Origin of the sequence: uncultured Campylobacter sp., from assembly GCF_947255105.1 — a bacterium.
Classification (GTDB): Bacteria; Campylobacterota; Campylobacteria; order Campylobacterales; family Campylobacteraceae; genus Campylobacter_B.
On sequence record NZ_CAMYFP010000002.1, the window covers coordinates 111,793 to 134,886 of the forward strand.

23 protein-coding genes are annotated in these 23,094 nt (G+C 32.2%); 21 read left to right on the forward strand and 2 right to left on the reverse strand.

Annotated elements, in window-relative coordinates:
• Positions 1 to 10: 10 nt before the first annotated feature.
• The 8 genes from pstC to Q0X52_RS02230 all read left to right on the forward strand — a co-directional run bounded on the left by pstC (position 11) and on the right by Q0X52_RS02230 (position 7,303).
• Positions 11 to 892 (forward strand): phosphate ABC transporter permease subunit PstC, encoded by an 882-nt coding sequence (gene pstC / locus Q0X52_RS02195; RefSeq protein WP_297574274.1) that lies wholly within the window; start codon positions 11 to 13, stop codon positions 890 to 892.
• 13 nt (positions 893 to 905) lie between these two features.
• Entirely contained in the window at positions 906 to 1,763 is an 858-nt protein-coding gene (gene pstA / locus Q0X52_RS02200; RefSeq protein ID WP_297574277.1) for a phosphate ABC transporter permease PstA, read from the forward strand.
• 3 nt (positions 1,764 to 1,766) lie between these two features.
• Positions 1,767 to 2,552, forward strand: a complete 786-nt coding sequence (pstB, locus tag Q0X52_RS02205; RefSeq protein WP_297574280.1) for a phosphate ABC transporter ATP-binding protein PstB — start codon at positions 1,767 to 1,769, stop codon at positions 2,550 to 2,552.
• Positions 2,536 to 3,009, forward strand: coding sequence for a nucleotidyltransferase family protein (locus Q0X52_RS02210; RefSeq protein ID WP_114675346.1), 474 nt, complete (start codon positions 2,536 to 2,538; stop codon positions 3,007 to 3,009). Before pstB ends, Q0X52_RS02210 begins: the two co-directional genes overlap by 17 nt.
• Positions 2,990 to 3,811: a substrate-binding domain-containing protein gene (locus Q0X52_RS02215; RefSeq protein WP_297574291.1), complete on the forward strand. Its 822-nt coding sequence runs from the start codon at positions 2,990 to 2,992 to the stop codon at positions 3,809 to 3,811. The genes Q0X52_RS02210 and Q0X52_RS02215 overlap by 20 nt, the downstream gene beginning before the upstream one ends.
• Before the next feature lie 269 nt (positions 3,812 to 4,080).
• Positions 4,081 to 5,085: a Fe(3+) ABC transporter substrate-binding protein gene (locus tag Q0X52_RS02220; protein ID WP_101637458.1), complete on the forward strand. Its 1,005-nt coding sequence runs from the start codon at positions 4,081 to 4,083 to the stop codon at positions 5,083 to 5,085.
• Complete coding sequence (locus tag Q0X52_RS02225) at positions 5,076 to 6,698, forward strand: iron ABC transporter permease (protein WP_297574296.1); 1,623 nt, start codon at positions 5,076 to 5,078, stop codon at positions 6,696 to 6,698. The genes Q0X52_RS02220 and Q0X52_RS02225 overlap by 10 nt, the downstream gene beginning before the upstream one ends.
• A complete protein-coding gene (locus tag Q0X52_RS02230; protein ID WP_101637456.1) occupies positions 6,698 to 7,303 on the forward strand; it encodes an ABC transporter ATP-binding protein in 606 nt (201 codons plus the stop codon). Before Q0X52_RS02225 ends, Q0X52_RS02230 begins: the two co-directional genes overlap by 1 nt.
• A 252-nt stretch (positions 7,304 to 7,555) precedes the next feature.
• Here Q0X52_RS02230 and Q0X52_RS02235 read toward each other — a convergent pair whose 3' ends face one another.
• Positions 7,556 to 10,282, reverse strand: a complete 2,727-nt coding sequence (locus tag Q0X52_RS02235) for a TonB-dependent receptor (RefSeq protein ID WP_297574301.1) — start codon at positions 10,280 to 10,282, stop codon at positions 7,556 to 7,558.
• Positions 10,283 to 10,576: 294 nt separating this feature from the next.
• Here Q0X52_RS02235 and Q0X52_RS02240 point away from each other — a divergent pair, with 294 nt between their 5' ends.
• From Q0X52_RS02240 to Q0X52_RS02275, 8 genes are all read left to right on the forward strand, one after another.
• Positions 10,577 to 12,550, forward strand: a complete 1,974-nt coding sequence (locus Q0X52_RS02240) for a TonB-dependent receptor plug domain-containing protein (RefSeq protein ID WP_297574305.1) — start codon at positions 10,577 to 10,579, stop codon at positions 12,548 to 12,550.
• Between the two features lie 31 nt (positions 12,551 to 12,581).
• Positions 12,582 to 12,728: a hypothetical protein gene (locus Q0X52_RS02245; RefSeq protein WP_297574307.1), complete on the forward strand. Its 147-nt coding sequence runs from the start codon at positions 12,582 to 12,584 to the stop codon at positions 12,726 to 12,728.
• A 9-nt stretch (positions 12,729 to 12,737) separates the two neighbouring features.
• Positions 12,738 to 13,589 carry a ChaN family lipoprotein gene (locus Q0X52_RS02250; protein WP_297574309.1) on the forward strand — a complete coding sequence of 284 codons (852 nt, stop codon included), beginning with the start codon at positions 12,738 to 12,740 and terminating at the stop codon, positions 13,587 to 13,589.
• Complete coding sequence (locus Q0X52_RS02255) at positions 13,586 to 13,738, forward strand: hypothetical protein (RefSeq protein ID WP_297574314.1); 153 nt, start codon at positions 13,586 to 13,588, stop codon at positions 13,736 to 13,738. The genes Q0X52_RS02250 and Q0X52_RS02255 overlap by 4 nt, the downstream gene beginning before the upstream one ends.
• A gap of 127 nt (positions 13,739 to 13,865) precedes the next feature.
• Positions 13,866 to 14,780 (forward strand): MotA/TolQ/ExbB proton channel family protein, encoded by a 915-nt coding sequence (locus Q0X52_RS02260; protein ID WP_297574317.1) that lies wholly within the window; start codon positions 13,866 to 13,868, stop codon positions 14,778 to 14,780.
• Positions 14,777 to 15,181: a biopolymer transporter ExbD gene (locus tag Q0X52_RS02265; RefSeq protein ID WP_297574324.1), complete on the forward strand. Its 405-nt coding sequence runs from the start codon at positions 14,777 to 14,779 to the stop codon at positions 15,179 to 15,181. Before Q0X52_RS02260 ends, Q0X52_RS02265 begins: the two co-directional genes overlap by 4 nt.
• A 4-nt stretch (positions 15,182 to 15,185) precedes the next feature.
• Complete coding sequence (locus tag Q0X52_RS02270) at positions 15,186 to 16,052, forward strand: energy transducer TonB (RefSeq protein WP_297574327.1); 867 nt, start codon at positions 15,186 to 15,188, stop codon at positions 16,050 to 16,052.
• A gap of 8 nt (positions 16,053 to 16,060) precedes the next feature.
• Positions 16,061 to 17,620 carry an ATP-binding cassette domain-containing protein gene (locus tag Q0X52_RS02275; RefSeq protein ID WP_297574329.1) on the forward strand — a complete coding sequence of 520 codons (1,560 nt, stop codon included), beginning with the start codon at positions 16,061 to 16,063 and terminating at the stop codon, positions 17,618 to 17,620.
• Between the two features lie 21 nt (positions 17,621 to 17,641).
• On the opposite strand, the gene hutX is transcribed toward Q0X52_RS02275, so the two are convergent.
• Entirely contained in the window at positions 17,642 to 18,136 is a 495-nt protein-coding gene (hutX, locus tag Q0X52_RS02280) for a heme utilization cystosolic carrier protein HutX (protein ID WP_297574332.1), read from the reverse strand.
• A gap of 181 nt (positions 18,137 to 18,317) precedes the next feature.
• On the opposite strand from hutX, the gene Q0X52_RS02285 reads away from it, so the two are divergent.
• From Q0X52_RS02285 to Q0X52_RS02305, 5 genes are read left to right on the forward strand one after another with little or no spacing between them, the layout of a single operon-like run.
• Positions 18,318 to 18,932: a MotA/TolQ/ExbB proton channel family protein gene (locus Q0X52_RS02285; RefSeq protein WP_018712548.1), complete on the forward strand. Its 615-nt coding sequence runs from the start codon at positions 18,318 to 18,320 to the stop codon at positions 18,930 to 18,932.
• Positions 18,929 to 19,339, forward strand: a complete 411-nt coding sequence (locus Q0X52_RS02290) for a biopolymer transporter ExbD (RefSeq protein WP_156847521.1) — start codon at positions 18,929 to 18,931, stop codon at positions 19,337 to 19,339. The genes Q0X52_RS02285 and Q0X52_RS02290 overlap by 4 nt, the downstream gene beginning before the upstream one ends.
• An 11-nt stretch (positions 19,340 to 19,350) precedes the next feature.
• Entirely contained in the window at positions 19,351 to 21,366 is a 2,016-nt protein-coding gene (locus Q0X52_RS02295) for a TonB-dependent receptor (protein WP_297574340.1), read from the forward strand.
• The gene (locus tag Q0X52_RS02300) at positions 21,356 to 22,330 is read left to right on the forward strand and encodes an iron ABC transporter permease (RefSeq protein ID WP_297574342.1); all 975 of its coding nucleotides are present in this window, start codon (positions 21,356 to 21,358) and stop codon (positions 22,328 to 22,330) included. Before Q0X52_RS02295 ends, Q0X52_RS02300 begins: the two co-directional genes overlap by 11 nt.
• Positions 22,330 to 23,091 carry an ABC transporter ATP-binding protein gene (locus Q0X52_RS02305; protein ID WP_297574343.1) on the forward strand — a complete coding sequence of 254 codons (762 nt, stop codon included), beginning with the start codon at positions 22,330 to 22,332 and terminating at the stop codon, positions 23,089 to 23,091. The genes Q0X52_RS02300 and Q0X52_RS02305 overlap by 1 nt, the downstream gene beginning before the upstream one ends.
• The last annotated feature ends 3 nt before the right edge of the window (positions 23,092 to 23,094 follow it).

Consider the following 23,094-nt stretch of genomic DNA (forward strand, 5'->3'; position numbering starts at 1 on the left):
AAGGTTTATAATGACAGGTTTTCAGCGCCATGCTTTAAGAAATGAAAAAATATTCTCATTTTTTGCAAAATTGTCTTCAATTTTAGTTTTAATTATTTTACTTATTATTTTTCTAACACTTTTTTATAGAGCACTCCCTGCTATAAATGAATTTAGGTTAGGGTTTTTATTTGATTCTACTTGGGATGTGGCAAATAAGCGTCTCGGTGGTGCAGCTGCTATATTTGGAACGATAGTTTCAACATTTATAGCTATGCTTTTAGCTATGCCTGTTGCTATTGGTATAGCTATATTTTTAACAGAAATTGCTCCATTTAGAGTTAGGACTTTTTTTAGTGTAAATATTGAATTACTAGCGGCAATTCCCTCTATTGTTTATGGAATGTGGGGTTTTTTATATTTTGTTCCTTTTGTTCAAAAGCTTTTTGGAGGAACTGGGCTTGGGCTTTTAACTGGTGGACTTGTTTTATCAATTATGATTCTGCCATTTATTGCCTCAGTTACAAGAGATAGTATGGAAACAACTCCATCCATTTTAAAAGAATCAGCTTATGCCTTAGGTGCTACTAAATTCGATGTTATAAAAAATGTTATTTTTCCATATGCAAAAGCAGGAATTATTGGTTCAATTATTTTAGCTTTAGGTAGAGCTTTTGGTGAGACTATGGCTGTTGCGTTTTTGCTTGGTGGAATTTCTGTTATTCCTGGCAATATTTCAGATCCAGCAACAAGTATCCCAGTAACACTTGCTTTACAATTTGGCGAGGCAATGGGAATGCCTGTTTATGAAAGTTCAATGTATTATTTAGCGCTTATTTTATTTGTAATTAGCTTTATTACGATTGCAGTTGCAAAGTTTGCGCTACTTAGAAAGAAAAGGGTAGTAAAATGAAAAAGGCATCAAAATGAAAAAATTTATAGCCATAAGAGAAAAAGCCGCTGCAAAAAGAGTAAAAACTAATAAAATAGTAAATTATGTCTCTATTTTCTTTGCAGTTTTGGGACTGTTTTTTTTAGTGTGGATAATGGTAACTTTGATAGTTAAAGGAATAGCTGGATTTAGTAGTTCTATTTTTATAGATGATACTGTTTTTGGCGGGCTTAGAAATGCTCTTATTGGACATACTATTTTAGTAGGAATTGCCTCAATTATAGGAATTCCAATTGGACTAATGGCTGGAACATATCTAAGTGAATATGGCGGAGCTAATGATAGAAAATCAAACTTTATAAGAAATATGAGTGATATTATGATGAGTACGCCATCAATTGTAATTGGTGCATTTATTTATGCTGTTGTAGTATCGCCATTTGGTTCTTATAATGGATTTGCTGGAGCTTTGGCTTTGGCCGTTATGATGATACCAGTTGTATTAAAAACAACTGATGATATGCTAACTTTGGTTCCACAAAGCCTAAGAGAAGCGGCGTTTGCTTTGGGTGCACCAAAATATAAAGTTACAATGCAAATTGTATTTCGTGCGGCCAAAAATGGAGTTTTGACTGGAGTTATTTTGGCTGTAGCAAGAGTTTCAGGTGAAACTGCGCCGCTTTTATTTACTTCAGGTGCGTGGGATTTTTTAACTTTAAATCCATTTGCTCCAATGCCAAGTTTGACAAATACAATTTATGAATTTACCCAAAGTCCTGATGCAGACTTAAACTCAGTTGCATGGGCGGGAGCATTTTTGTTAGCGGTTGTAGTTTTGGGTGTAAATATAATTGGAAGAATTTTAATAAAAACAAAGAAAAATAAAGGATAATTTATGGCAACAATAACAGAAGTTAAAGAAAATCTTGCTTTAAACATAAAAGATTTCTCATTTTGGTATCAAGGAAGCAAGAAACCAAATTTAAATAAAATTAACATGCCAGTGGCTGATAAAAAAGTAACTGCATTAATCGGTCCATCAGGATGTGGTAAATCAACTCTTTTAAGGTCAATTAACAGAATTCACGATCTTTATCCAGGAAATCGCTATGAGGGTGAAATTTCTTTTTGTGATGAAAATATTTTAAACAGCAATATTGATTTGATAAATTTAAGGATAAAAATCGGTATGATTTTTCAACAACCTACTGCTTTTCCAATGAGTATAAAAGATAATGTTGAATATGGCTTAAAGCTTCAAGGCATAAAAGATAAAAAAACACTGTCTCAAATCACTGAAAGTGCCTTAAAAGGTGCAAATATCTGGGATGAGGTAAAGGATAGATTAAATGATGATGCCGCAGGACTTTCAGGCGGTCAAAGACAAAGACTTTGTATAGCAAGAGCCATTGCAGTAAGTCCTGATATTTTGCTTTTTGATGAGCCAACTTCAGCACTTGATCCAATCTCTACAATAGCTATTGAAGAGCTTATATATAGACTAAAAGAAAACTACACAATTGTCATTGTAACTCACAACATGCAACAAGCTCTAAGAGTTAGTGATTATACAGCATTTATGTATTTAGGAGATTTAATAGAATTTGGCAAAACTGAGCAAATATTTAAAAACCCAAGAGAAAAACTTTTACAAGAGTATGTAGGTGGAAAATTTGGATAATACTCATTTGCCAAAGGGCATTCAAGATAAGTTAATTAAAAAATTAAAATCTTTAAACCCAAGAGAAATTTGGATTTTTGGAAGCTATGCCAAAGGAACTCAAAAGCCAAGTAGCGATATAGATCTTTTTGTGATTAAAAAAAAGATAAAAAAAGATTTTCACGAAGATATTGTAAATTTAAGAAATGAGCTAAATAAGCTAGGAGAAAAATATGGTATTGATATAGATCTTTTTATAGATACAAAAGATTTAGTTGAAGAAAAACTTTTAGATGAAGATGAGTTTTATACTTCTGTTTTTGATGGGGCTAGTAGAATTTATACAAAAAAAGATGGGATAAATATTTCGATTTTACTTCAAAAAAAGAGTTGGTTTGATAAAATTATGCAAAAAGTTAAAATTATTTTTATGAAATTTTTTGGAATTAAGGATAGCAATGCTGCGAAAAATAGTTAAATTTAGTTTTATTTTTTTATGCATAAATTTATTAAATGCTTATGAGCTTAAAGGATATGGTGCAACATTTGCAGGCGATAAAGTGGTTGAACTTTCAAATTTATATAAATTAAAAACTAAAAATGAAATTTTATATTTTCCAATTGGATCAAGTGGCGGAATAAAACAAGTTTTGCTTAATAAAGCTGATTTCGCAATAGTTGATATAGCTTTTAAAGACGACAGTTTAGAGTTTATACCATTTATAAAAAGTCCAATTTCCATAAGTTATAATTTGCCAAATATATCAAATTTAGTTTTAACTCCAAATTTGATATCTAAAATTTTTATAGGAAAAATTAAGTTTTGGAATGATAAAGAAATAGCTCTTTTAAACCCAAATTTAAATCTACCGAATGAAAAAATAATCTTTTTTCATAGATATGATGGATCTGGTACTACATTTACAATATCATCTTTTTTAAAAAACAATAGTGATTTTTGGAATTTAGAAAACAGTGAGTTTATAAATTTTAAGCTAGGAATTGGAAAAAGGGGAAATAAAGATTTAGCTCTTTTTATAAAACAAACTCCTTATTCTATTGGATACACTAGTTACTACTATACACAAAATTTAAACTCAGCTTATTTACAATATAAAGGTACAATTTCTCATCCAAAAGATGATAACTATCCTTTGCAAAATTATAGTTACTTTATATATAAAAAAGATAGTTCAAAAAAAGAAAACATTGAAAAATTTATTAAATTTACAAAACAAAACTACGATCCAAAATATGATAAATTAAGCTATTTTGACTAAAATCAAGCTATTTTATTATAAATTCATATAAATTTAATTTATTTTATTATTGATTTAATAGAACTAAAAAAGAAATTTGGTATAAAAAATATTTTAAATAATTCAAATTTTATTGAATATCAAAACTATTTTTTAATAATAAATTTCTGCAGATATTTATTATCTTTATGGTAAAAAAGAAAAAATAAACCACCAAATTCTATTTATAAATTATTTTTTATTTACCATTATAAATTATAATAATAAATATCATTATATAAAGGAAAAAGATGAGAAAGATTATTTTTTCGGCTTTAATTGTTGCAAGCTCTTTGTTTGCAGACTCTGTTGTAAATGTCTACTCTTCAAGACATTACGACTCAGATAAGATGGTTTTTGATGCTTTTACTAAAGAGACAGGCATCAAAGTAAATGTCATACAAGACAAGATAGAGTCTATTACTCAAAAACTTGAGCTTGAGGGCAAGGATACAATAGCTGATGTTTTTATGACAGTTGGTGTTGGCGATCTTTACAATGTAAAGCAAAAAGGACTTTTACAGCCAATAAACTCAAAAATTGTAGATGAAAATATACCGCTAGATTTGATGGACAAAGATAAAAACTGGGTAGGTGTCACATATCGTGCTAGAGTTTTGGTTTATGATCCAAAGAAGATAGACAAAAAAGAGCTCTCAACCTATGAAGCGTTAAGCGGTGATAAATTTAAAGGTAAAATTTTAACTCGCTCATCAACATCATCATATAACAAACACCTAATAGCCTTTTTGATAGCAAAAGATGGCGAGGCAAAGACAAAAGAGTGGGCAAAAGGCTTGGTTACAAATTTTGCAAGAGCTCCAAAAGGAAATGACAGAGATCAGGCAAAAGCCATAGTTTCAGGTGTTGGAAGTGTGGCTATAATGAATAGTTACTATATGGGTAGAATGTCTGTTTCAAAAGATCCAGTAGAGCAAGAGGTTGCTAGAGATTTAAAGGTATTTTTTCCAAACCAAAACGATGGAGGAACTCACATCAATTTAAGCGGCGCTGGTGTTACAAAATATGCTAAAAACAAAGATAATGCAGTTAAGTTTATAGAGTTTTTAACAACTCCAAAAGCACAAGAAATTTTTGCTAAGACAAATTTTGAGTTTCCAGCCAACCCAAAAGCAGAGCCTGCTGATATCGTAAAATCATGGGGAGAGTTTAAGAAAAGCAAGATTGATTTTGATGAAATAGGCAAAAACCTCACAAAAGCTCAAATGATAGCTGATGAGGTAATGTGGAAATAGTGCGTATGATGAAGCGCTTTAAGAGGTGTGATACACCTCTTATTTTTACTTTTGTCTGTTTGGCTCTTGTAATATTTCCAATTATCTATATATTTTTTGGGATCTTTAACCAAACAAACGAATCGACTGAATTTTTATTTAAAACACAGCTTAAATTTTACATAAAAAACAGCTTTATAATACTTTTTTTTACAGGAATTTTTACAGGCATTATAGGAACTTTTTTAGCCTATTTTGAGACATTTTATGAGTATAAATTTAAAAATTTCTTCAAATTTACCCTTATTTTGCCATTTGCAATCCCTAGCTATCTTTTTGGGTATATTTATGTTGATTTTTTCAGCTATTCTGGCTGGTTAGTAACTTTTTTAAGGCAAAATTTTGGTATAAGAGCCCATTTTGACATTATGAATATTTACGGTGCTATTTTTGTGCTAACACTGGCTTTTTATCCATATGTCTATATCATCTTAAGAGGATTTTTAAAAAGGTTTCCGCAAAACTATATAGAAGCATCGCAAAATTTAGGTTGCACTCAAGTAAAAACCTTTTTTAAAGTCATCTTGCCTCTTAGCAAACCTGCAATTATAAGCGGCATGACGCTTTGTTTGATGGAGTGTTTGAACGCTTATGGAGTGCCAAACTATTTTGGACTTCATGTATTTAGCACAGGAATTTATAAGGCTTGGGTTGGGTATGGCGACTTAAATGCAGCTATAAAACTTGCTTCGATTTTGCTTTTTTTAGTCTTTTTTATCATAATAGTTCAAAAGTTACTGCAAAAACCATATTCCATAACTGTTACAAAAAGACAAAAGATAAGAGCTAAAAAATTAAGTAAAAAGAGTGAAATTGCTGTTGTTTGTCTAATTTTTTTATTTTTATTTGTAGCTTTGTTTTTGCCACTTCTTCACATTTTTATCTGGCTTTATCAAAGTTATAGCGATATAAATTTAATTTCGCTTTTTAGCTTAAGCAAAAATACAATTTTACTTACAACATTTTCAGCCATGCTGATAGTAGTTTTTTCTCTGTTTATCAACGAATCTTTGAGACTAAAAGATGGTAAGATCAAAGAGATAGCAACTTCATTTGCAAATATTGGCTATAGCATTCCAGGCTCAGTTGTAGGTATCTCAATGCTTGCTATATTTATAAATATTGACAAGTCAATGCAGTGGCTATATCGGCTTTTAGATGTGAAAGCAACTCTTTTTTTAACGTTAAGTCCCTTGGTTTTGGTCTTTGCTTATATGATTAGGTTTTTGTCTTTAGGATATATGGGAGTTCAAAATAGTCTCAACCAACAAGGAAAAAAATATTATGAAGCTTCTTTAAGCCTTGGAAAAGGAAAACTAAAAACATTTTTTTTGGTAGATTTGCCAATGATAAAACCAGCTATTTTAAGCTCATTTATACTTGTTTTTATCGAGATAATCAAAGAACTTCCATTAAGTTCGCTTTTGACTCCGCCAAATTTAAAAACTCTAGCTTTTGAAATGGATAGATATGCAAGTGATGAGCAGCTAGCTTTAAGTGCGGCTCCTGCTATTGTGGTTGTTGGCATAAGTTTAGTTTTGCTGGTAATTTTAAATAAACTAAAGGACAAATAGTGTTTTTAGAGCTAAAAAATATCTCTTTTTCATATAAAAAAGATCAAAACCTAATCTCAAATTTAAACTTTTCTTTGCAAAAAGGAAAACGTCTAGCAATACTTGGCGAAAGTGGAAGTGGTAAAAGCACGATTTTAAGGCTAATTAGTGGCTTTGAGAATTTAGATAGTGGAGAGATCTGGCTAGATGGTCAAAATATCACTTTTTTACCACCAAACAAAAGAAATATAGGCTATCTTTTTCAAGACTATGCGCTTTTTCCACATCTTAAGGTTTGGCAAAATATAGGCTTTGGCATAAAAAATGATAAAAAAAGAGTTGATGAGATGCTTGAGCTGATTAGAATGAGTGAATATAGAGATCTTTATCCCCATGCTTTAAGTGGTGGTCAACAACAAAGAGTAGCACTTGCAAGGGCGTTAGCAATAAAACCTAAACTTTTACTTCTTGATGAGCCATTTAGCGCTCTTGATGCAGGCTTAAGGACAAAAATAAGAACCGATATAAAAGAAATTTTAGATAGCCTTGAGATAACTTCGATTTTAGTTACTCACGACCTAGATGATGTTAAAAACTTTGCAGATGAAAGCTTTATGCTTAAATAAAGGCAGTAGCTTTTAAAATCTACATTCATATTGATGGAAAATACAATCATTTAAAACCAGATATTTATAAAAGTGTAGTTATAAATAATCTTTCTAAAAATATTCGATAAATCTTATGCATAATGTAAAAAATAAGAAAAAAGTGTGGTATATAGCTATTTGATGAGAAAATTCCTGTTTTTACTGCAACTTTTTTTGCTGTTTTAATCAATTTAACCTATGTCTATTTTAAACATAGGTTAAATTTAAAGATTAAAATTTATAGTCCAAATTTAGATGAAACGTTCTTCCAGGAGCTGGTGTTAAACCCATGTTGTTAGCGTCTAAATAGTATCTATTTGTCAAGTTGTCAATTGTCGCTAGGATTGTTAAATTTTTAGTTGTGTTATGTTTTGCATAGATATCTACTATAGAATAAGCGTCCCATTCAGCACTGTTTGTCTCTCCAATTGGTGTATCTGTTGGCTGCCATATAGAGACAAATCTTTTGCTTGTGTAGCTATATCTTGCGCCTATGTCAAGTTGTTTTTTAAAAAGTCTTGTTCCAACATTGGCATAGAGTGTCGTTTTTGGAGGGACTGCGTTTGATAAATTTGACCCACCAATTCCACCTTTATAGCATTTTTGCTCACCAGGTTGTAGATTTTCATCTTTTTGGCAAAATTCTGTTTGTAAGATTTGATTTACTCCTAAATTTGAATAAAATCCACCATTGTCAAAGTAAAGTGAACTCTCTAGGCCTCTAAACAGCGCACTTTCTATATTTGTAGTTTGTTGGAAGCTGCTTCCAATAATGTTTGAGCGAGTTAAATAGTTTTTTGTGTAATTGTTATAAAATGCAAGCTTCAAGCCTAAAACATTATCAAAATCACCTAAATTTTCAAATAAAAAGTTTCCTCCAACCTCAAAGTCAAAGTGCTCTTCTGGTTTTAAAGTCGTAATTTTTTCGCCTTGATTTTGCTGTCCAAAACCCTTTGTGGCTTGAAAAAGGCTTGGATTTCTCACAGCTTTTGCATATTTTATATATAAATTTGCATTATCATTTGGCTTAAAGGTTAGCATGAAAGCAGGGCTTATTGCATTTGTTTTTATGTCTGGGGTGTAAATTTTAGTTGGACTATAGACTAATACGCCATTTTTACGCACATAGCAAGCTCCATTTATACACTGTTCTAGAGGATTGTTATCTTTTATTCTTGCGTTTATATATCTAAGACCAAAATCAGCCTCCAACCACTCTAAAAAAGGATATTTTGCCCATAAAAAGGCACTTATTTCATCTCTTCTTGCATCTCTTTCATAAAGTTTTCCAACAGCTGAATTATTTTGTAAGACAATATCATTTGGGTCAATATTTAGTTTTTTAGCAACCTTTTTAGCCAATTCAAATGGACTATTTATATTTGGATAATTCTTTTTTATAAGACGATCTGTTGTATCGCTTGGCGGAGTAAATCTTTCATAAAAATAAGAAACTCCATAATTAAGCATTAAAGGCTGATTGATTAGTTCAATTGTGCTTGTATTTTGTAAGCTAAAGCCAAGTTGCTTAGAGATTAGAAAAGATGCATATCTAGAGTCTGATTTAGAGTGCATAGAATTTTCATCCAAATCAATCAAATCTTCAATAAATGGCATATACAATGATGTGTCATTTTTGGTATAAAATGTGTTAAATTTCAGATCTACATAAGGATTTTGAGGGTTATATCTATATCCTGTGCTAAAAGAGTCAACTATAACTTCACCGCCTTCGCCTTGCAAAGCTCCGTCACTTCTAATGCTAGTTTGAGATGGCATAAGCTCGCCAAAATTTGACTCATATCTGCTATAAGCAAAGTTAAATGTGTGAAAATCGTTATATAAATTTAATTTAGCTAAATATGACTTGTTTTCTTGAAAGGTATTTAAGACCTCTTCTCCAGCTCTATAATATGTATAATTATTTTTATCAAAAACAAGTTTTTTAGATATTATGTCGTATGATTGTGGAGCTATAGTATATTTTTTCAGTCTTGATGAGTAGTATTTTTCATATTTTGATAGATCTTCTATCTCTGTTGGTAAAAACTCATTAAAATTTGGATTTGGCTTGCCATTGATAAATCTTTGTGAGCTCTGCGTTCCTACGATTTTAGGTGCTGAGCCATGCTTTCCTGCAAAGTAGTTTCCTTGATATTTTCTAGCATATCCCAAAACTATATCTGCATTTTCCCATTTTTTTGCAAATGCCAAGCTTCCATTCCAGCTTTTTCCCAAATTTTGAAATAAATTTCCATTTTGATATCTTGCTGGTGTGTCGTATGTTTGGGGATGATCTTTTAAAAAAGCCTTGCACTCATCATCATCTTCATCTTTACACTTGTCAACCCACTTTGTGCGATATCCTCCTCTTGTATAAAGTGGTGGTTTTTTGTTTGTATTAGACATTATGCCACCTGCAATTCTAAACCCCCAGTCTTTATCATCAGGTATAATATCTTCCCAACCAATAGTTTTCATTCTTATGACTCCGCCAGTTGCACCAACGCCATCAGCTCCAAAGCTTACACCTTTTTGCACTTCGACGCTAGATAACAAATCCGGATCAAGATAAGTCCTAGTGCTAGATCCTGCATATCCTTGCCAAGAAGGTGTAGATCTAAAAGCTCCATCAATTATCACAGGAACTCTATTTTCATTTTGCAAACCTCTAATGTTAACTGTTATTGCACCGCTGTTTCTTTTGTTTGTAACAAAAACTCCTGGAATTCCACTTAAAAAATCTCCAACCGAACTACCGCGAAATCTTTGAATATGGGTTTGATCTACATATGAGTAAGAGCCAGCTTTTGTGTAGGTTTTAAGCTCACTTTTACCGTGATAAATTTGCTGTTGTCCAGTTATGGTAATATCATCAAATGAAATATCAGCCTCATTTCCAAGGGAAATTGTTACTACAACTGCCAAAATTGCTGCTATAGCTATCTTTTTTTGCATCGCATATCCTAAATAAAATATTAACGGCAAGAAATATAACCAATCTTTTCTTAATAAATGATTATAAATATCAAGATTATAATAAGCAGAAAAATTTATCAGATCAAATTATAAAAATAGAACTAATCTTAAAAACGATAATATTTATAATTATAATTATAAAGTCTAATTTAAGTTTTAGACTATTATAATAATTTTCAAAATTATTTTAAATCAAATAAATAAAAGGTTGTAGCCATATATACTAAAAAAATAAATTTGCTTAATGACAAAATCTTAATATCAGTTTTTCTAATGTTTAGTCTGCATTTAAATGCTAAAGAACTGGACTTTTCTGCCATAGAAGTCACTGCCAAAAAGATAGATGAGGACAAAAAGGGTTATTTAACGCCTGGTGCCATTACTACAAAAGGCGATGAGATAGGAGCCAAATCAACCAAAGATATTGATAGTGTGGTAAGAAGTATGAGTGGGACTTATACACAAGTTGATGAGGCAAATGGTGGAATTTCAGTAAATATTCGCTCTCAAACTGGATTTGGTAGGGTAAATACTATGATAGATGGAGTAACTCAGACCTATTTTGGCTCATCAAGCGACCAAAGTGCGGGAGTTCATAGCTTTGCGACAAACATTGGGACTTCAGCTCACGGAGCGTTGATTGATCAAAATTTTCTAGTTGGGCTTGAAATTGAAAAAGGCACATTTAGTGGGGCAAATTTTGGCACAGCAGGAAGTGTGGATTTTAGGACAATTGGCGTTGATGATATTGTAAGAATTGGCAAGAATTTTGGCTTTTTAGGTAAATATTCATATGGAAGCAACAAAATTGGACCAAGCTATATGGGGAGTTTTGCTGGAAAATATGAGTTTGAAAATGGCTTTAAATTTGGCACTTTGTTTGGGTATAGTGGCAAGAAAATAGAGCAAAATTATAAGGTTGGCGGTGGAGATAAAAAACAGCTAAATGATGAAAAGATGATGAGACAAAGTCCTAAAAACAGGCTTTTTAAACTTGAGTTTGAGGGCGAGAAAAATAGGGCGATTTTTTCATATAGAAATTATGACAACCATCTAGCAAAGAGAAAAATTAATAGTGACTCTTATCAACTAAACTACAACTTTAAGCAAAACAATTTAATTGATATTGGCTTAATAACTGCATATCAAAAATCCACTCAAGACTTTGATAAAGGCGCATCTCTTGGGTGGTTTGTCTTAGATAAAGAGGGAATGATGGAGTCGCAAAACAGGGCTTTTAGCTTTGATATCAACAATATAGCCAAGTTTAATATTTTGAATAATTTATACTATGAAGCCAAATTTGGAATGAGTTTTTTGGATAATGACTATCAAAGAATTACAAATGATAAGGATTGGAAGACTTTTACAACGGAATTTGGTCTTATCCCAGAAGGTCAACAAAAGATTTATAACTACTACCTTAATAACTATTTTTTATATGATAATTTTAGCCTTGATGCAAATTTGAATTTACAAAAGTTTAAGCTAAGCGGACAAAAAGGGAAGTGTTCTGATGAAAACTATCTTTGCTATCCAAAAGAGGCGGGAAATTTAACCTTGAAAGATACAAATTTCAACTACTCTTTTTTAGCATCTTTGCATTTAAGTAACTATTTTATACCATTTGTCGGCTATACAAAGGCAACAAGAGCTTTAAATGTTCAAGAGGTCTTTACAAGTGGAGCTTATGATACAAACATCAATACTAACTTAAAGCCAGAGAGTGCAAAGACTTTTCAAGTAGGATTTAACTCTTTTATGCACGGGCTTTTGGCAGATGATGATACTTTTGGACTAAAAATTATTTATTATAAACTCAATATGGATAATTACATCTATGATAGAGCTATTTTGCTTGGCGGTATGTTTTTTGCAAGAGATAATGCAAAAGCCAAATTTGAAGGATTTGAAGTTGAGACAAGTTATGATGTGGGGTATTTTTATACAAATTTAAGCTACTCATATCAAAAAGCTCTAAAATTTCCGATCTCTGACTCACAAAAGATAGCAGGACATTTGGGAATGGGTGGTGGACAGACGCAGTTTAGTGAGCTTCCAAGAAGCTATGCGACGCTTGATATTGGTACAAGATTGTTTGATGAAAAATTAACTTTTGGCTCAAGTATAAAATACACTGGCAGAGCAAAAAGAGTAGATCCAAGAACTGATTTTAACACCAATCCACCATATTTCTCAGCTGAGTCAAAAACTGCCAACAATTATCGATTTATATGCCATTTATGAGCCAAATGACAATTTAAGAGTTAAATTTGAAGTGCAAAATTTGACCGACAAAAACTACATGGACGCACTCTACACCTTAAACTCAAATGAATCGCAAGTTGGAGCTAACGATATTACACTTTTTGACAACAAAGCAAGAGGGCGAAGTTTTATAGCCTCTATTGTCTATAAATTTTAAGGAGTTTTTTTGAAAAAAATATTTTTGTTAAGTTTGTTGCTAGTTTTATTTGGCGGATGTGTAAACAAACAATTAGATGTTCCAGCTTCATATAGTGATTTTAGTATCGTAAATTTGGACGATAATAAGACGATAAGTTATGATGAGTTTATCGCAAAACTTAGTAAAAGCGATATTGTGATGCTTGGCGAAAACCACATCAACAAATATCATCACTTTATGCAAAACAAAATCATAAACGATCTTCATAAATTTAGAAATTTAAGTGTAGTTTTTGAAATGCTTAGTGTAGATAGGCAAGACTCAATAGACAAAGCCAAACAAAACATCCAATCTATCAAGCCAAAAGCTTTGAAAAAGGCGATAGATTGGGATAAAAGATGGAATTATAACTTCTATAAAGATATTGTTGAGAGTGTTTTTTATAGCGATATGGAGCTAATTGCTGGCAACATAACAAATGATGAGATAGCTACGATTTATAAGGGCGCAATGCCTTTAAATGGGAGCTACTCTACTGCAAAAAAGGTAAAAGATAGCCTTTTTGATATTATAAAAGTTTCTCATAAATTTAGCGATGACGATAACGAAACTATCTCTAAAATGGTTGAAATTCAACAATTCAAAGACCGAAGAATGGCCGATAAACTAGTTCATAGCTCAAATTTAGCCATTTTGATAGCTGGACGAAATCACACTGATAAAACAATTGGCGTTCCACTTCACATACTTGACTTTAACGAAAATAAAAAAATGATCTCTGTTGGTCTTGGATATTGGCAAGAAGAGGTTGATGACAAGAGCCAAAAAGAGCAAGATTATTTGATTAAATTTCATAAATTAAACAGGGAGAAAAAATGAGTAAAAAAGGTCTATTTTTATTTGGCTTTGTGCTGTGCTTAAGTGTGCAAAGCAAAGAGATAGATTTTGATACGCTTGAAGTATCGGCAAAAGAGATAAAAAGCGATGATAAAAGCTTTGTAACGCCAGGTATTATATGGATGTGCTAAATGCATTTAATGACACAACCAATCAGCTCACTTATGATAAAAATTGGAATGAGGTACATCTTTTTGACAATAAAGCAAGAGGGCGGACATTCATTGGAAGTGTTGAGTATATATTTTAAGGAGATTTATGAAAAAAATATTTTTTAGCTTTTTTATTGTTGTTGGAATTTGTCTTGCAAATGAGTCTATTGGTGGCTCAAATTTGGCTATTGAGGGCAACTTAAGCAGCAATGAAGCTAACAGCACAAATGTTAGTTATGAAGCAAACGACACAAATAAGGCAATAGTTGAAGCTAACATAACAGCTAAGAGCAATATAGCAGAGTCAAATTTAAGTCCAAAAACAGATGAAAACGATAGTTTGCAGAGTATAGAGGCTCCGGATTTAGCCATCAAAAGCGTAGATTTTACACTTTATGGGCTTTATGAAAATGCCGATTTTGTTGTTAAATTTGTTATTTATATTTTAGTTATTTTTTCTTTTGTTACTTGGGCGATCTTTTTAGCAAAAATCTTTGAGTTTAGAGCCTATCAAAAGATTATAAAGTCCGATTTTGCCCATATAAAAGACGCTGTTTTTTTAGATGATTTACCAAATTTAAGTGGCAAAAGTTTTATGACGCTCTTTAAAAACGAAGCCACTAGCGAAATAACAAAGTCATTTGGTTTGGATGGTGCAAAAGAAAGGATTAGAGCCTGCTTTGAAATAAAGATAAACTCAACTATCTCTCAAGCTAGAAATTTGACTATAGCTTTGGCAAGCATTGGCTCATCGGCTCCATTTATTGGACTTTTTGGCACTGTTTGGGGGATAATGAACTCATTTATTGGCATTGCAAACTCCAACGACACAGGACTTGACGTGGTAGCTCCAGGTATCGCAGAGGCACTTTTTGCCACTGCTTTTGGACTGGCTGCTGCAATTCCTGCTGTGCTTTTTTATAACTATATCACAAGAAAAACAGCCAAATTTGCAAATGAAATTGATGAGATTGCAACTGCCATCTATCTCATCGCCGATAGAACTTTGGATAAAAAATGATTAAGCACGATATTCAAAAAGAGCTAAATGAGATAAATGTAACACCATTTATCGATGTAATGTTGGTTTTGCTAATTGTTTTTATGGTTGTAACGCCACTTATGACAACCTCTGTCAAGGTTGAGCTTCCAAAATCAAGCCAAAACCTAAAACAAGACAAAGAGAAAAAGCCACTAATTTTATCGATTGATAGGGAAAATAAGCTATTTTTAGATGATGAAGCTATAAATTTGGAGAGCCTAAAGGAGATTTTATTTGCCAAGACAGGTGGAAATTTTGACGAAGTGATCTATTTTTATGTCGATAAAAGCGTAGAATACGAAGTGCTAATAGGTGCCATAAACAACATAAAAACACTTGGATATTCCAAAATCGCGCTCTCATCAAAGTTAGATAATTAATACTATGCAAAATAGCAATCTCATCACTGGCATTATCGGCTCGCTCTTTTTACACGCATCGGTGCTATTTGTCTTTTTGTATAGTCCTTATAAGCCAAGTTTAAGCGGCGGACAGATAGGCGATATAGGGGATTTTGAGTCTGTTATGATAGTTTCTGATTTGCCAGTTGGAAAGATTGAAGAGATTAGTATAGATCAGATAAAAGCTATGCAAAATTATGAGGCATCACCAGATATAGATGAGGCAAAGAGCGATATAACAGAGCCTATAAAAGATGAAAAGATATCAAACTCGATTAGTGATTTGGAGATACCAAGCGAGATAGAGATTGCAAAAGCCCAAAAAATTTCACCAAAAATAGCTAAAAAAGTGCAAAAAAATAAGCTAAAAAAGAGTGTAAAAAAGGAGAAAAAAAGAAGAGAGCTTGACAAAAATAAGCCCATCTCTCACATAAGTGGAGAGGTAAATTCCATAGCCAAAGGTAGCCATTCAAGCGTTCCAGTTAAAGGAAGTGGTAAAAAAGTATCATCACCATCACCAGGAAGTGGCAATGGTAAAACTGCTAGTTGGCAAGGCTTGGTCAATGCTCATCTAAACAAAAGGAAAAAATATCCACTCTTTTCTCTTGCAAACTCACAAGAGGGAAGAGTTTTGCTCTCTGTAGAGATGGATGCAAATGGAAAAGTTATCGCGGTAAAGATAGCAAAAAAATCCAAATTTGAAGAGCTAAATAGAGCAGCAGTGGAGCTACTAAAACTCTCTTCACCTCTTCCAAAACCGCCAAAAAGCACAATGGGTGGAAAAAAGAGTATAATTTTAAGAATGCCAATAGAATACGACATAAAAAAGTATAAAAAGTCTTTAAGATAGGGTAAATTTTGATAAAAAACTACATTTATAAATTTAGTATCATTTTTGTTCTCTCGCTTATTTTTGGTGGGCTAAATATCGCAATTTTGGCATATATCAACAAATTCATCTTAAATTTAACAGAGCCAAATTTAAAAATAATGCTCTTTTTTGCAGCTCTTATACTCTTTTTTTTCATTGCAACATTTTTTATAAGAGTAGTTATAACTAAGATAAACAATATCATTATTTATGAATTAAGGGTTAAATTTGTGCTCAAAGTCTTAAATACAAAGATGATTTTTGATGAAAATAAGCCCAAAATTTTAGCCTCACTTTCCAAAGATATTGGCAGCATTTCAAATGGTTTTATGCGTCTAAGTGACGCAGTTCAGGGATTTGTTTTGGTCATTTTGTCGCTAGCTTATTTTTATTATCTATCAAAAGAGATGTTTTTATTCGTATTTTTGTGGTTTGGCTTGATATTTGTCTTAACTTATATTTTTATAGGCAAAGCAAGGACTAGCTACGCTTCTTCAAGAAAATTTGATGATGATTTATATAAAAGTTATGAGACGCTTTTAGGCGGTTTTAGGGAACTTCGCATAAGTAAAAAGAGAGAAGATAGCTTTTTGGCCACCTTTTTTCAAGAGGCAACTTCTCAAAAAAACGCCAACATAAAAGCAGAAATTTATGGCAACCTATCAAGTAATTTTTTAAATGTAATGATGCTTTTTGGGATTGGTTTTATCATGTTTTTATCGCTTGGTTTGGGAGTTTCAGACTTCAAAACAGCAACTACCATAAGCCTTTCTATGATGTTTTTAAGAGCGCCTTTTATGATGGCTGTCTCATCGATACCTTCTATTTTGGTTGCGCTTATCTCCATAAAAAAGATAAAAGAGCTTAAATTTGATGAGATAAAAGAGTCATTTGGCAACCAAACTGCGATGAAATGGAGTAGGCTATTTTTAAAAGATATTGATTTTGCCTATTTGGATAAGAAAATTTTAAATGGTCTAAGCTTAACAATCAAAAAAGATAAAATCATCTTTTTAGTAGGTAAAAATGGCTCTGGCAAATCCACTCTATTTTCGATATTGTGCGGACTTTTAACTCCACAAAGAGGCGAGATTTGGATAGATGAAAAAAGGTTATGCGATGAAGACTTAAGAGCTTTTCAAAACAGCATAGCAGTTGTTTTTAGCGACTTTTTTTTATTTGGCGAGATACTTAATTGCGATGAGAGTTTTATTGACTTTTGGCTTGAGAAACTAAAACTTAAAGATAAATTTAACTTAAATTTGGAAAAAAATAGCTTTAAATTTAGTAGCTTCAACCTCTCAACAGGGCAAAAAAAGCGTCTTGCTTTGCTTGAAGTTTTGGCCTTAGAGAAAGATTTTTTAATGCTTGATGAGTTTGGTGCAGATCAAGATCCTGAGTTTAGAGAGTATTTTTATAAAGAAATTTTGCCATTTTTAAAAAATAAGGGAGTTGGTATTTTTGCTATAAGTCACGATGATAGATATTTTAAATTTGCAGATGAAATTTACAAAATGAGCGATGGAAAGGCACTTCAAATAAAATGAGTGCCACGCCCACCAAAGTTTTTAAAACTTATTTTTCAATCTTAAAAACTTTTCAACTTGCTCTTCTTTTAGCTCTCTTTTCTCGTCTCTACTTAGATAAAACTTAAAAATAGTTTCATTTTTCTCATTGTAAAAATGAACGCTATGACCCAAAACTCCCATAAATTTAGTGGATACAAAACCTATCTTTTTGACGCTATCTTCTTTTAAATGTCCGCCAAGATATCCCATCGCACCGCTGAAATTTAGATATCCTCTTGCTTTTTTGGGTGGATTTATTTTAGACTTGAACTCGATTATAAACTCAGGTGTATTTTTACAAAACATAACTTCGCCCCAAGTTGCAATCTCAGCCAAAATTGCCTCTAAATTTGAGCCGCAAATCTCTTTGAACTCCTCTTTTCCTCTAAATTTCAAAATCTCATATTCACTTACTTTTAGCTTCATCGCCGCCTCAATAACACTCATATTTTCATTCTCAAATAGAGCTTTAACCTCTTGTTCTAAATTTCTCATTTATCTTCTCCTTTAGTCTAAAATAGATGATACTGGATATTATAATTAAAAAAATAGTTAAATAGGTAAATAAAAGCGAAAAATATTTTAATAATTATGATTTTATTTATCATAATTTAAGCCGTAAATTTATATAATCAGCTTTGATTATTATATACTTTATCAATAAGGTTTGTTTTATATGTTTTATTATATGCAAGTTGGCGGCATCTTTATGTGGCCTATCTTTTTTCTTGCTGTCCTATCTCTTGCTGCAGTTTTAGAAAAACTATTTTTATATTTTGTGAGATTGAGGGATTTGGGTTCTAAATTTAAGTTAGATATCACCAAAAACTTAAACAACCAAACTTTTGAGAAAATAGGTGAAATTTATCAAAACTATAAAAATCCACTGGCAAAAGTAGTTTGTGCAGCTTCTAACTTCTATCTAACCAACAAAAACATATCAAAAAGCGAGTATGAATTTCTAATCAAAACTATGATTGATGATGAAATTTCAAAACTTGAAAAAAACAACTGGATTTTAGGTATCTGCATAAGTGCATCGCCACAACTTGGGCTACTTGGCACAATTGTTGGAATGATAAAGTCTTTTGGCGCGCTAAGTGCTGCAGGTGATCCAACCTTGGTTGCAGGCGGAATTTCTGAAGCGCTCTATACAACAGCTTTTGGGCTTTTGGTTGCAATACCAGCTTTGGTTTTTCACGTCTATTTTATAAATAAAAATGACTCAATTATGGAAAACTTGGAAAAGATAGAGTTTTTGCTCTTAAAAAAGTTTGAAGGCCTTAGATGAGAAGAGTAAGAAGACGCAATTTTTATAGCATCTCCATAATAAATTTAATAGACATAATATTTATTTTGCTTATATTTTTTATGATTACGACCACTTTTAAGCAAACTGAAAGCTTGGATATAAATTTGCCAAAAAGCAAAACCTCTTTTAATAAAAATAGCGATGTAAATGTTGTAATTTTTTATGATTTAAATGAAAAAATCACTATAAAAACTGATAATAAAGTCCTATTTAGCTCAAATTTAGATGATCTATCAAAAGAGATAGGTGAGCTAAATTTAAACACATTCAAAGCAGTTCATCTAAGTGCTGATAGCAAACTTGACTATGGAAAGATAGTAAATTTAATGTCAATCTTAAAAGAAAATAAAATCAAAAATTTAAATTTAGATATAGAAAAATTTTAAAAAGGAGCATTATGCGTAAAGTTTTAGTTTATAGTATTGTTTTGCAATCTTTACTTTTTGCAGATACAAGGCTTGAGACAAGTATCATCTCTACAACGGGTTTTGAGGACACTTTGGCAAATGAGGTAAGAAATGTTAATGTTATCACAAAAGATGATATCCAAAAGAGAGGTTATAAAAGCCTAAGAGATCTGTTTAAAAATACTCCAAGTATCTATATGTCTAAAAAAGCCTTTGGCGATGTTATCGATATGCGTGGTCAAGGCGAAAAGGCAAATACCAATGTCCAAATCATGATAAATGGCGTGGCGATGAATATGACTGATTCATCTCATACCTCTATGCCTTTTGATGCTATTAATGTAGATGATATTGAGCGTATTGAGATTCTTCCAGGTGGTGGATCTGTGCTTTATGGAAGTGGCACACAAGGTGGAATTATCAATATAATTACCAAAAAAACAAGGCAAGATTTCTATGCCAATATAGCATCAAGATATCAAAGTGGAGGTTCGATAAATGCTAGGTTCAATATCGGTGCAATGGCAACTGATAGGCTATTTTTAAGGGCTAGTGTTTTAAAAGATAAGAGCAACGGCTATAGATATGGCGAAAAAAGCAATGGTGCATATGGCAGTTTTGGGTTGGATTATCAACTAGGCGACAACCAAAACTTAAGTCTTGATTTTTCTCACTATAGCGGCGATCAAACAGTAGCTGGTGGAGTAAGTAAAAAAGAGCTTGATAAAAACAGAAGAGCAACTGATGGTTCATACTCTACGACAGATATAAAAATGACAAATTTAAATTTAGACTATGGCATTAAATTTAACGACAGCTGGCAGTTTAATACAACTCCTTTCTACCAAAAAACCAAGTTTCAACCAAAAGGTAGTGTTTCTGGTTTTGAAGATAAAAAAATTGGTGCTAGAAATAAGGTAAAGTATAACTATGAGAGTGGAAATTTAATATTTGGTTATGACTTTATTTACAACAAAGGCATAAATGATGGGCATTTTGACTATATGATACCAGGGCGACCAGGAACGCCACCAATGCGTTATGTAAGCACTTCAAAAGGCTCTACCAAAAAAATCACAAATTCATTTTTCATACAAAATTTATTTGAGATGACAGATAACTTTTCTCTAACTACTGGCTATAGATTTGACCATGCAAGCTACAAAATCACAAAAGATACTCGCACAAAAATGGCTCCTCTTCCTGCATTTCCTACGACACCATTTAAGGTGGCTACTCTTGATCTAGAAAAGAGTGAAAACAACCATGCTTTTGAAATAACCCCTAGTTTTGCCTATTCGGATACAGGAAAGGTCTATTTTAAATTTGAAAGAGGCTTTACTAGTCCATCAGCAAACAAAATGCAAAATAAAGACAGGGTAAAGGGATACTATCCAAGCAATATCAAATCAGAGAAATTTATAACCTATGAAGTTGGTGTGAGAGATTTGGTTTTGGAGCAGTTTTTTCAAGCAACAGCTTTTTATACAAAAAGCAAAGATGAGATAACAACCGATATGGTAGGCATGGGCGAGCAGTGGAAGCAATACAACATCGGAAAGACTGAAAAATGGGGCTTGGAGATTGGTCTAGAACAAAGCTTGATAGCTGATAAGTTAAAGCTACAAGAGAGCTTTGCCTACACTAGCACAGAGGTTAAAGATGCAGGTAAAAACAGGTGGATAAAAGTTGGCGAAGTTGTGCCAAATGTTCCAAAATATAAATTTACTCTTGGGGTTGATTTTGAGATAACTAACAATGTAAATATTTTTAGCGATACCACCTTTTATGGTAGCCAAAAAAATAGCAGCTACGAGAAAATCTCATCATACAGCTTAACAGATATTGGTGCAAGATTTAAATACAAAGGCTTTAGTCTAACAGCTGGAATTAACAATCTTTTTGATAAAGAATTTTATAACTCAGTCTCTGGAAAGGGAAACTATAAAATTTATTCTGTAGGCGATGGCAGAACTTATTATACGGAGTTTAAGTATGACTTCTAGTCATAAAAAATATCTTTTGGTATTGATGGCAATTAGCTTTTTAGTTGCCATCATATCAGCTTGTATAGGAGGAGCTGATATTGGACTTAAGGATATTTTTGCCTATTTTAATGGAGATCTGTCAAAAAGCAAGGAGATTATTCTTTTAGAGATTAGATTTCCAAGAATTTTAATGGCATTTTTAATAGGCATCTTACTTGCAACAAGTGGTGTTGTAACGCAAAATATCTTTTTAAATCCAGTAGCAGATCCCTACATCATAGGAATTGCAGCCTCTGCAACTTTTGGAGCTGTCATAGCCTATCTTTTTAGAATGAGCGATATTTATTATGCTATCTTTGCATTTATCTCATCGGCAATTTTATCCCTACTTATCTTTAAAATTTACACAAAAGCAAGAAATATCGCAACACTTTTGATAGTTGGTATTGCATTTTCATCTTTTTTGGGTGCTTTTACCTCTTTTGCAACTTATATGATAGGAGAAGAGAGTTTTAAGATAGTTGCTTGGATGATGGGATATTTGGGTGGTGCTTCGTGGAGCAAAATCGCACTTTTGACGCCACCTTTGATCTTTACTTTTATCTATTTTCATTCAAAAAGATATGAGTTAAATATCCTTTTAAGTGGCGACGAAGAGGCAAAAAGCTTAGGCGTTGATGTTGATAATATCAAAAAAAGATTGCTTATCATCTCAGCTCTTGCAGTTAGTTTTAGCATCTCATTTACAGGAATGATTGGCTTTGTAGGACTTATTATCCCGCATATCATAAGAATGCTTTTTCAAACTTCAAATAACGCCGTCATACTTCCATTTTCAGCACTCATTGGTGGGCTTTTTTTACTATTTTGCGATATGCTTGGAAAAACTCTACTTGCCCCAACAGAGATACCAATAGGCGTAATTACCGCCTTTTTTGGTGCTCCATTTTTCCTATTTTTGGCTTTAAAAGGTGGTAGATAATGGAAGTTAAAAATTTGGAGTTTTCTTTTTATAAAAAAGAGATTTTAAAAGGGCTAAATTTAACTGCAAAAAGAGGCGAATTTATAGGAATTTTAGGGCCAAATGGCTGTGGAAAAAGTACTCTTTTGAAAAATATCTTAAAGATTTATAAGCCAAAAAGTGGGATTATAACTCTAAAGGAGAAAAGTTTAAAAGAGTATTCCCAAAAAGAACTTAGCCAAATTTTGGGCTTTGTTCCACAAAAAAGTCAAATCTCAATGCCACTTTTAGTTGAAGATATCATCTTAATGGGAAGATACTCACATCTAAAAAGCTCATTTTATGGTTATGAGAAAAAAGATTTAGAGGCAGTTGATGAGATAATGAAGCTTTTAAATTTGGAAAATTTCAAAAAAAGAATTGCTTTTACGTTAAGTGGTGGCGAGTTTCAAAGAGTGATTTTAGCAAGAGCTTTGGTTGGAAAGCCTGAAATGTTGCTTCTTGATGAACCAACCTCGGCACTTGATCTAAACTATGCTGTAAATATTTTAAAGATTTGTAAAGCCATTGTCAAAAAGCAAAATATTGCCTGTGTTGTTGTACTTCACGATCTAAATTTAGCTTCACTATTTTGCGACAAAATAATGTTTTTAAAAGATGGCAAAGTGGCTTATAATGGCACTGCTAAAGAGCTTTTTACAAAAGAGATATTAAATGAAATTTACTCTTTAAAATGTGAAATATTAGAGCATGAAAACAGACCCGTTGTGGTTGCTATTTAAGGA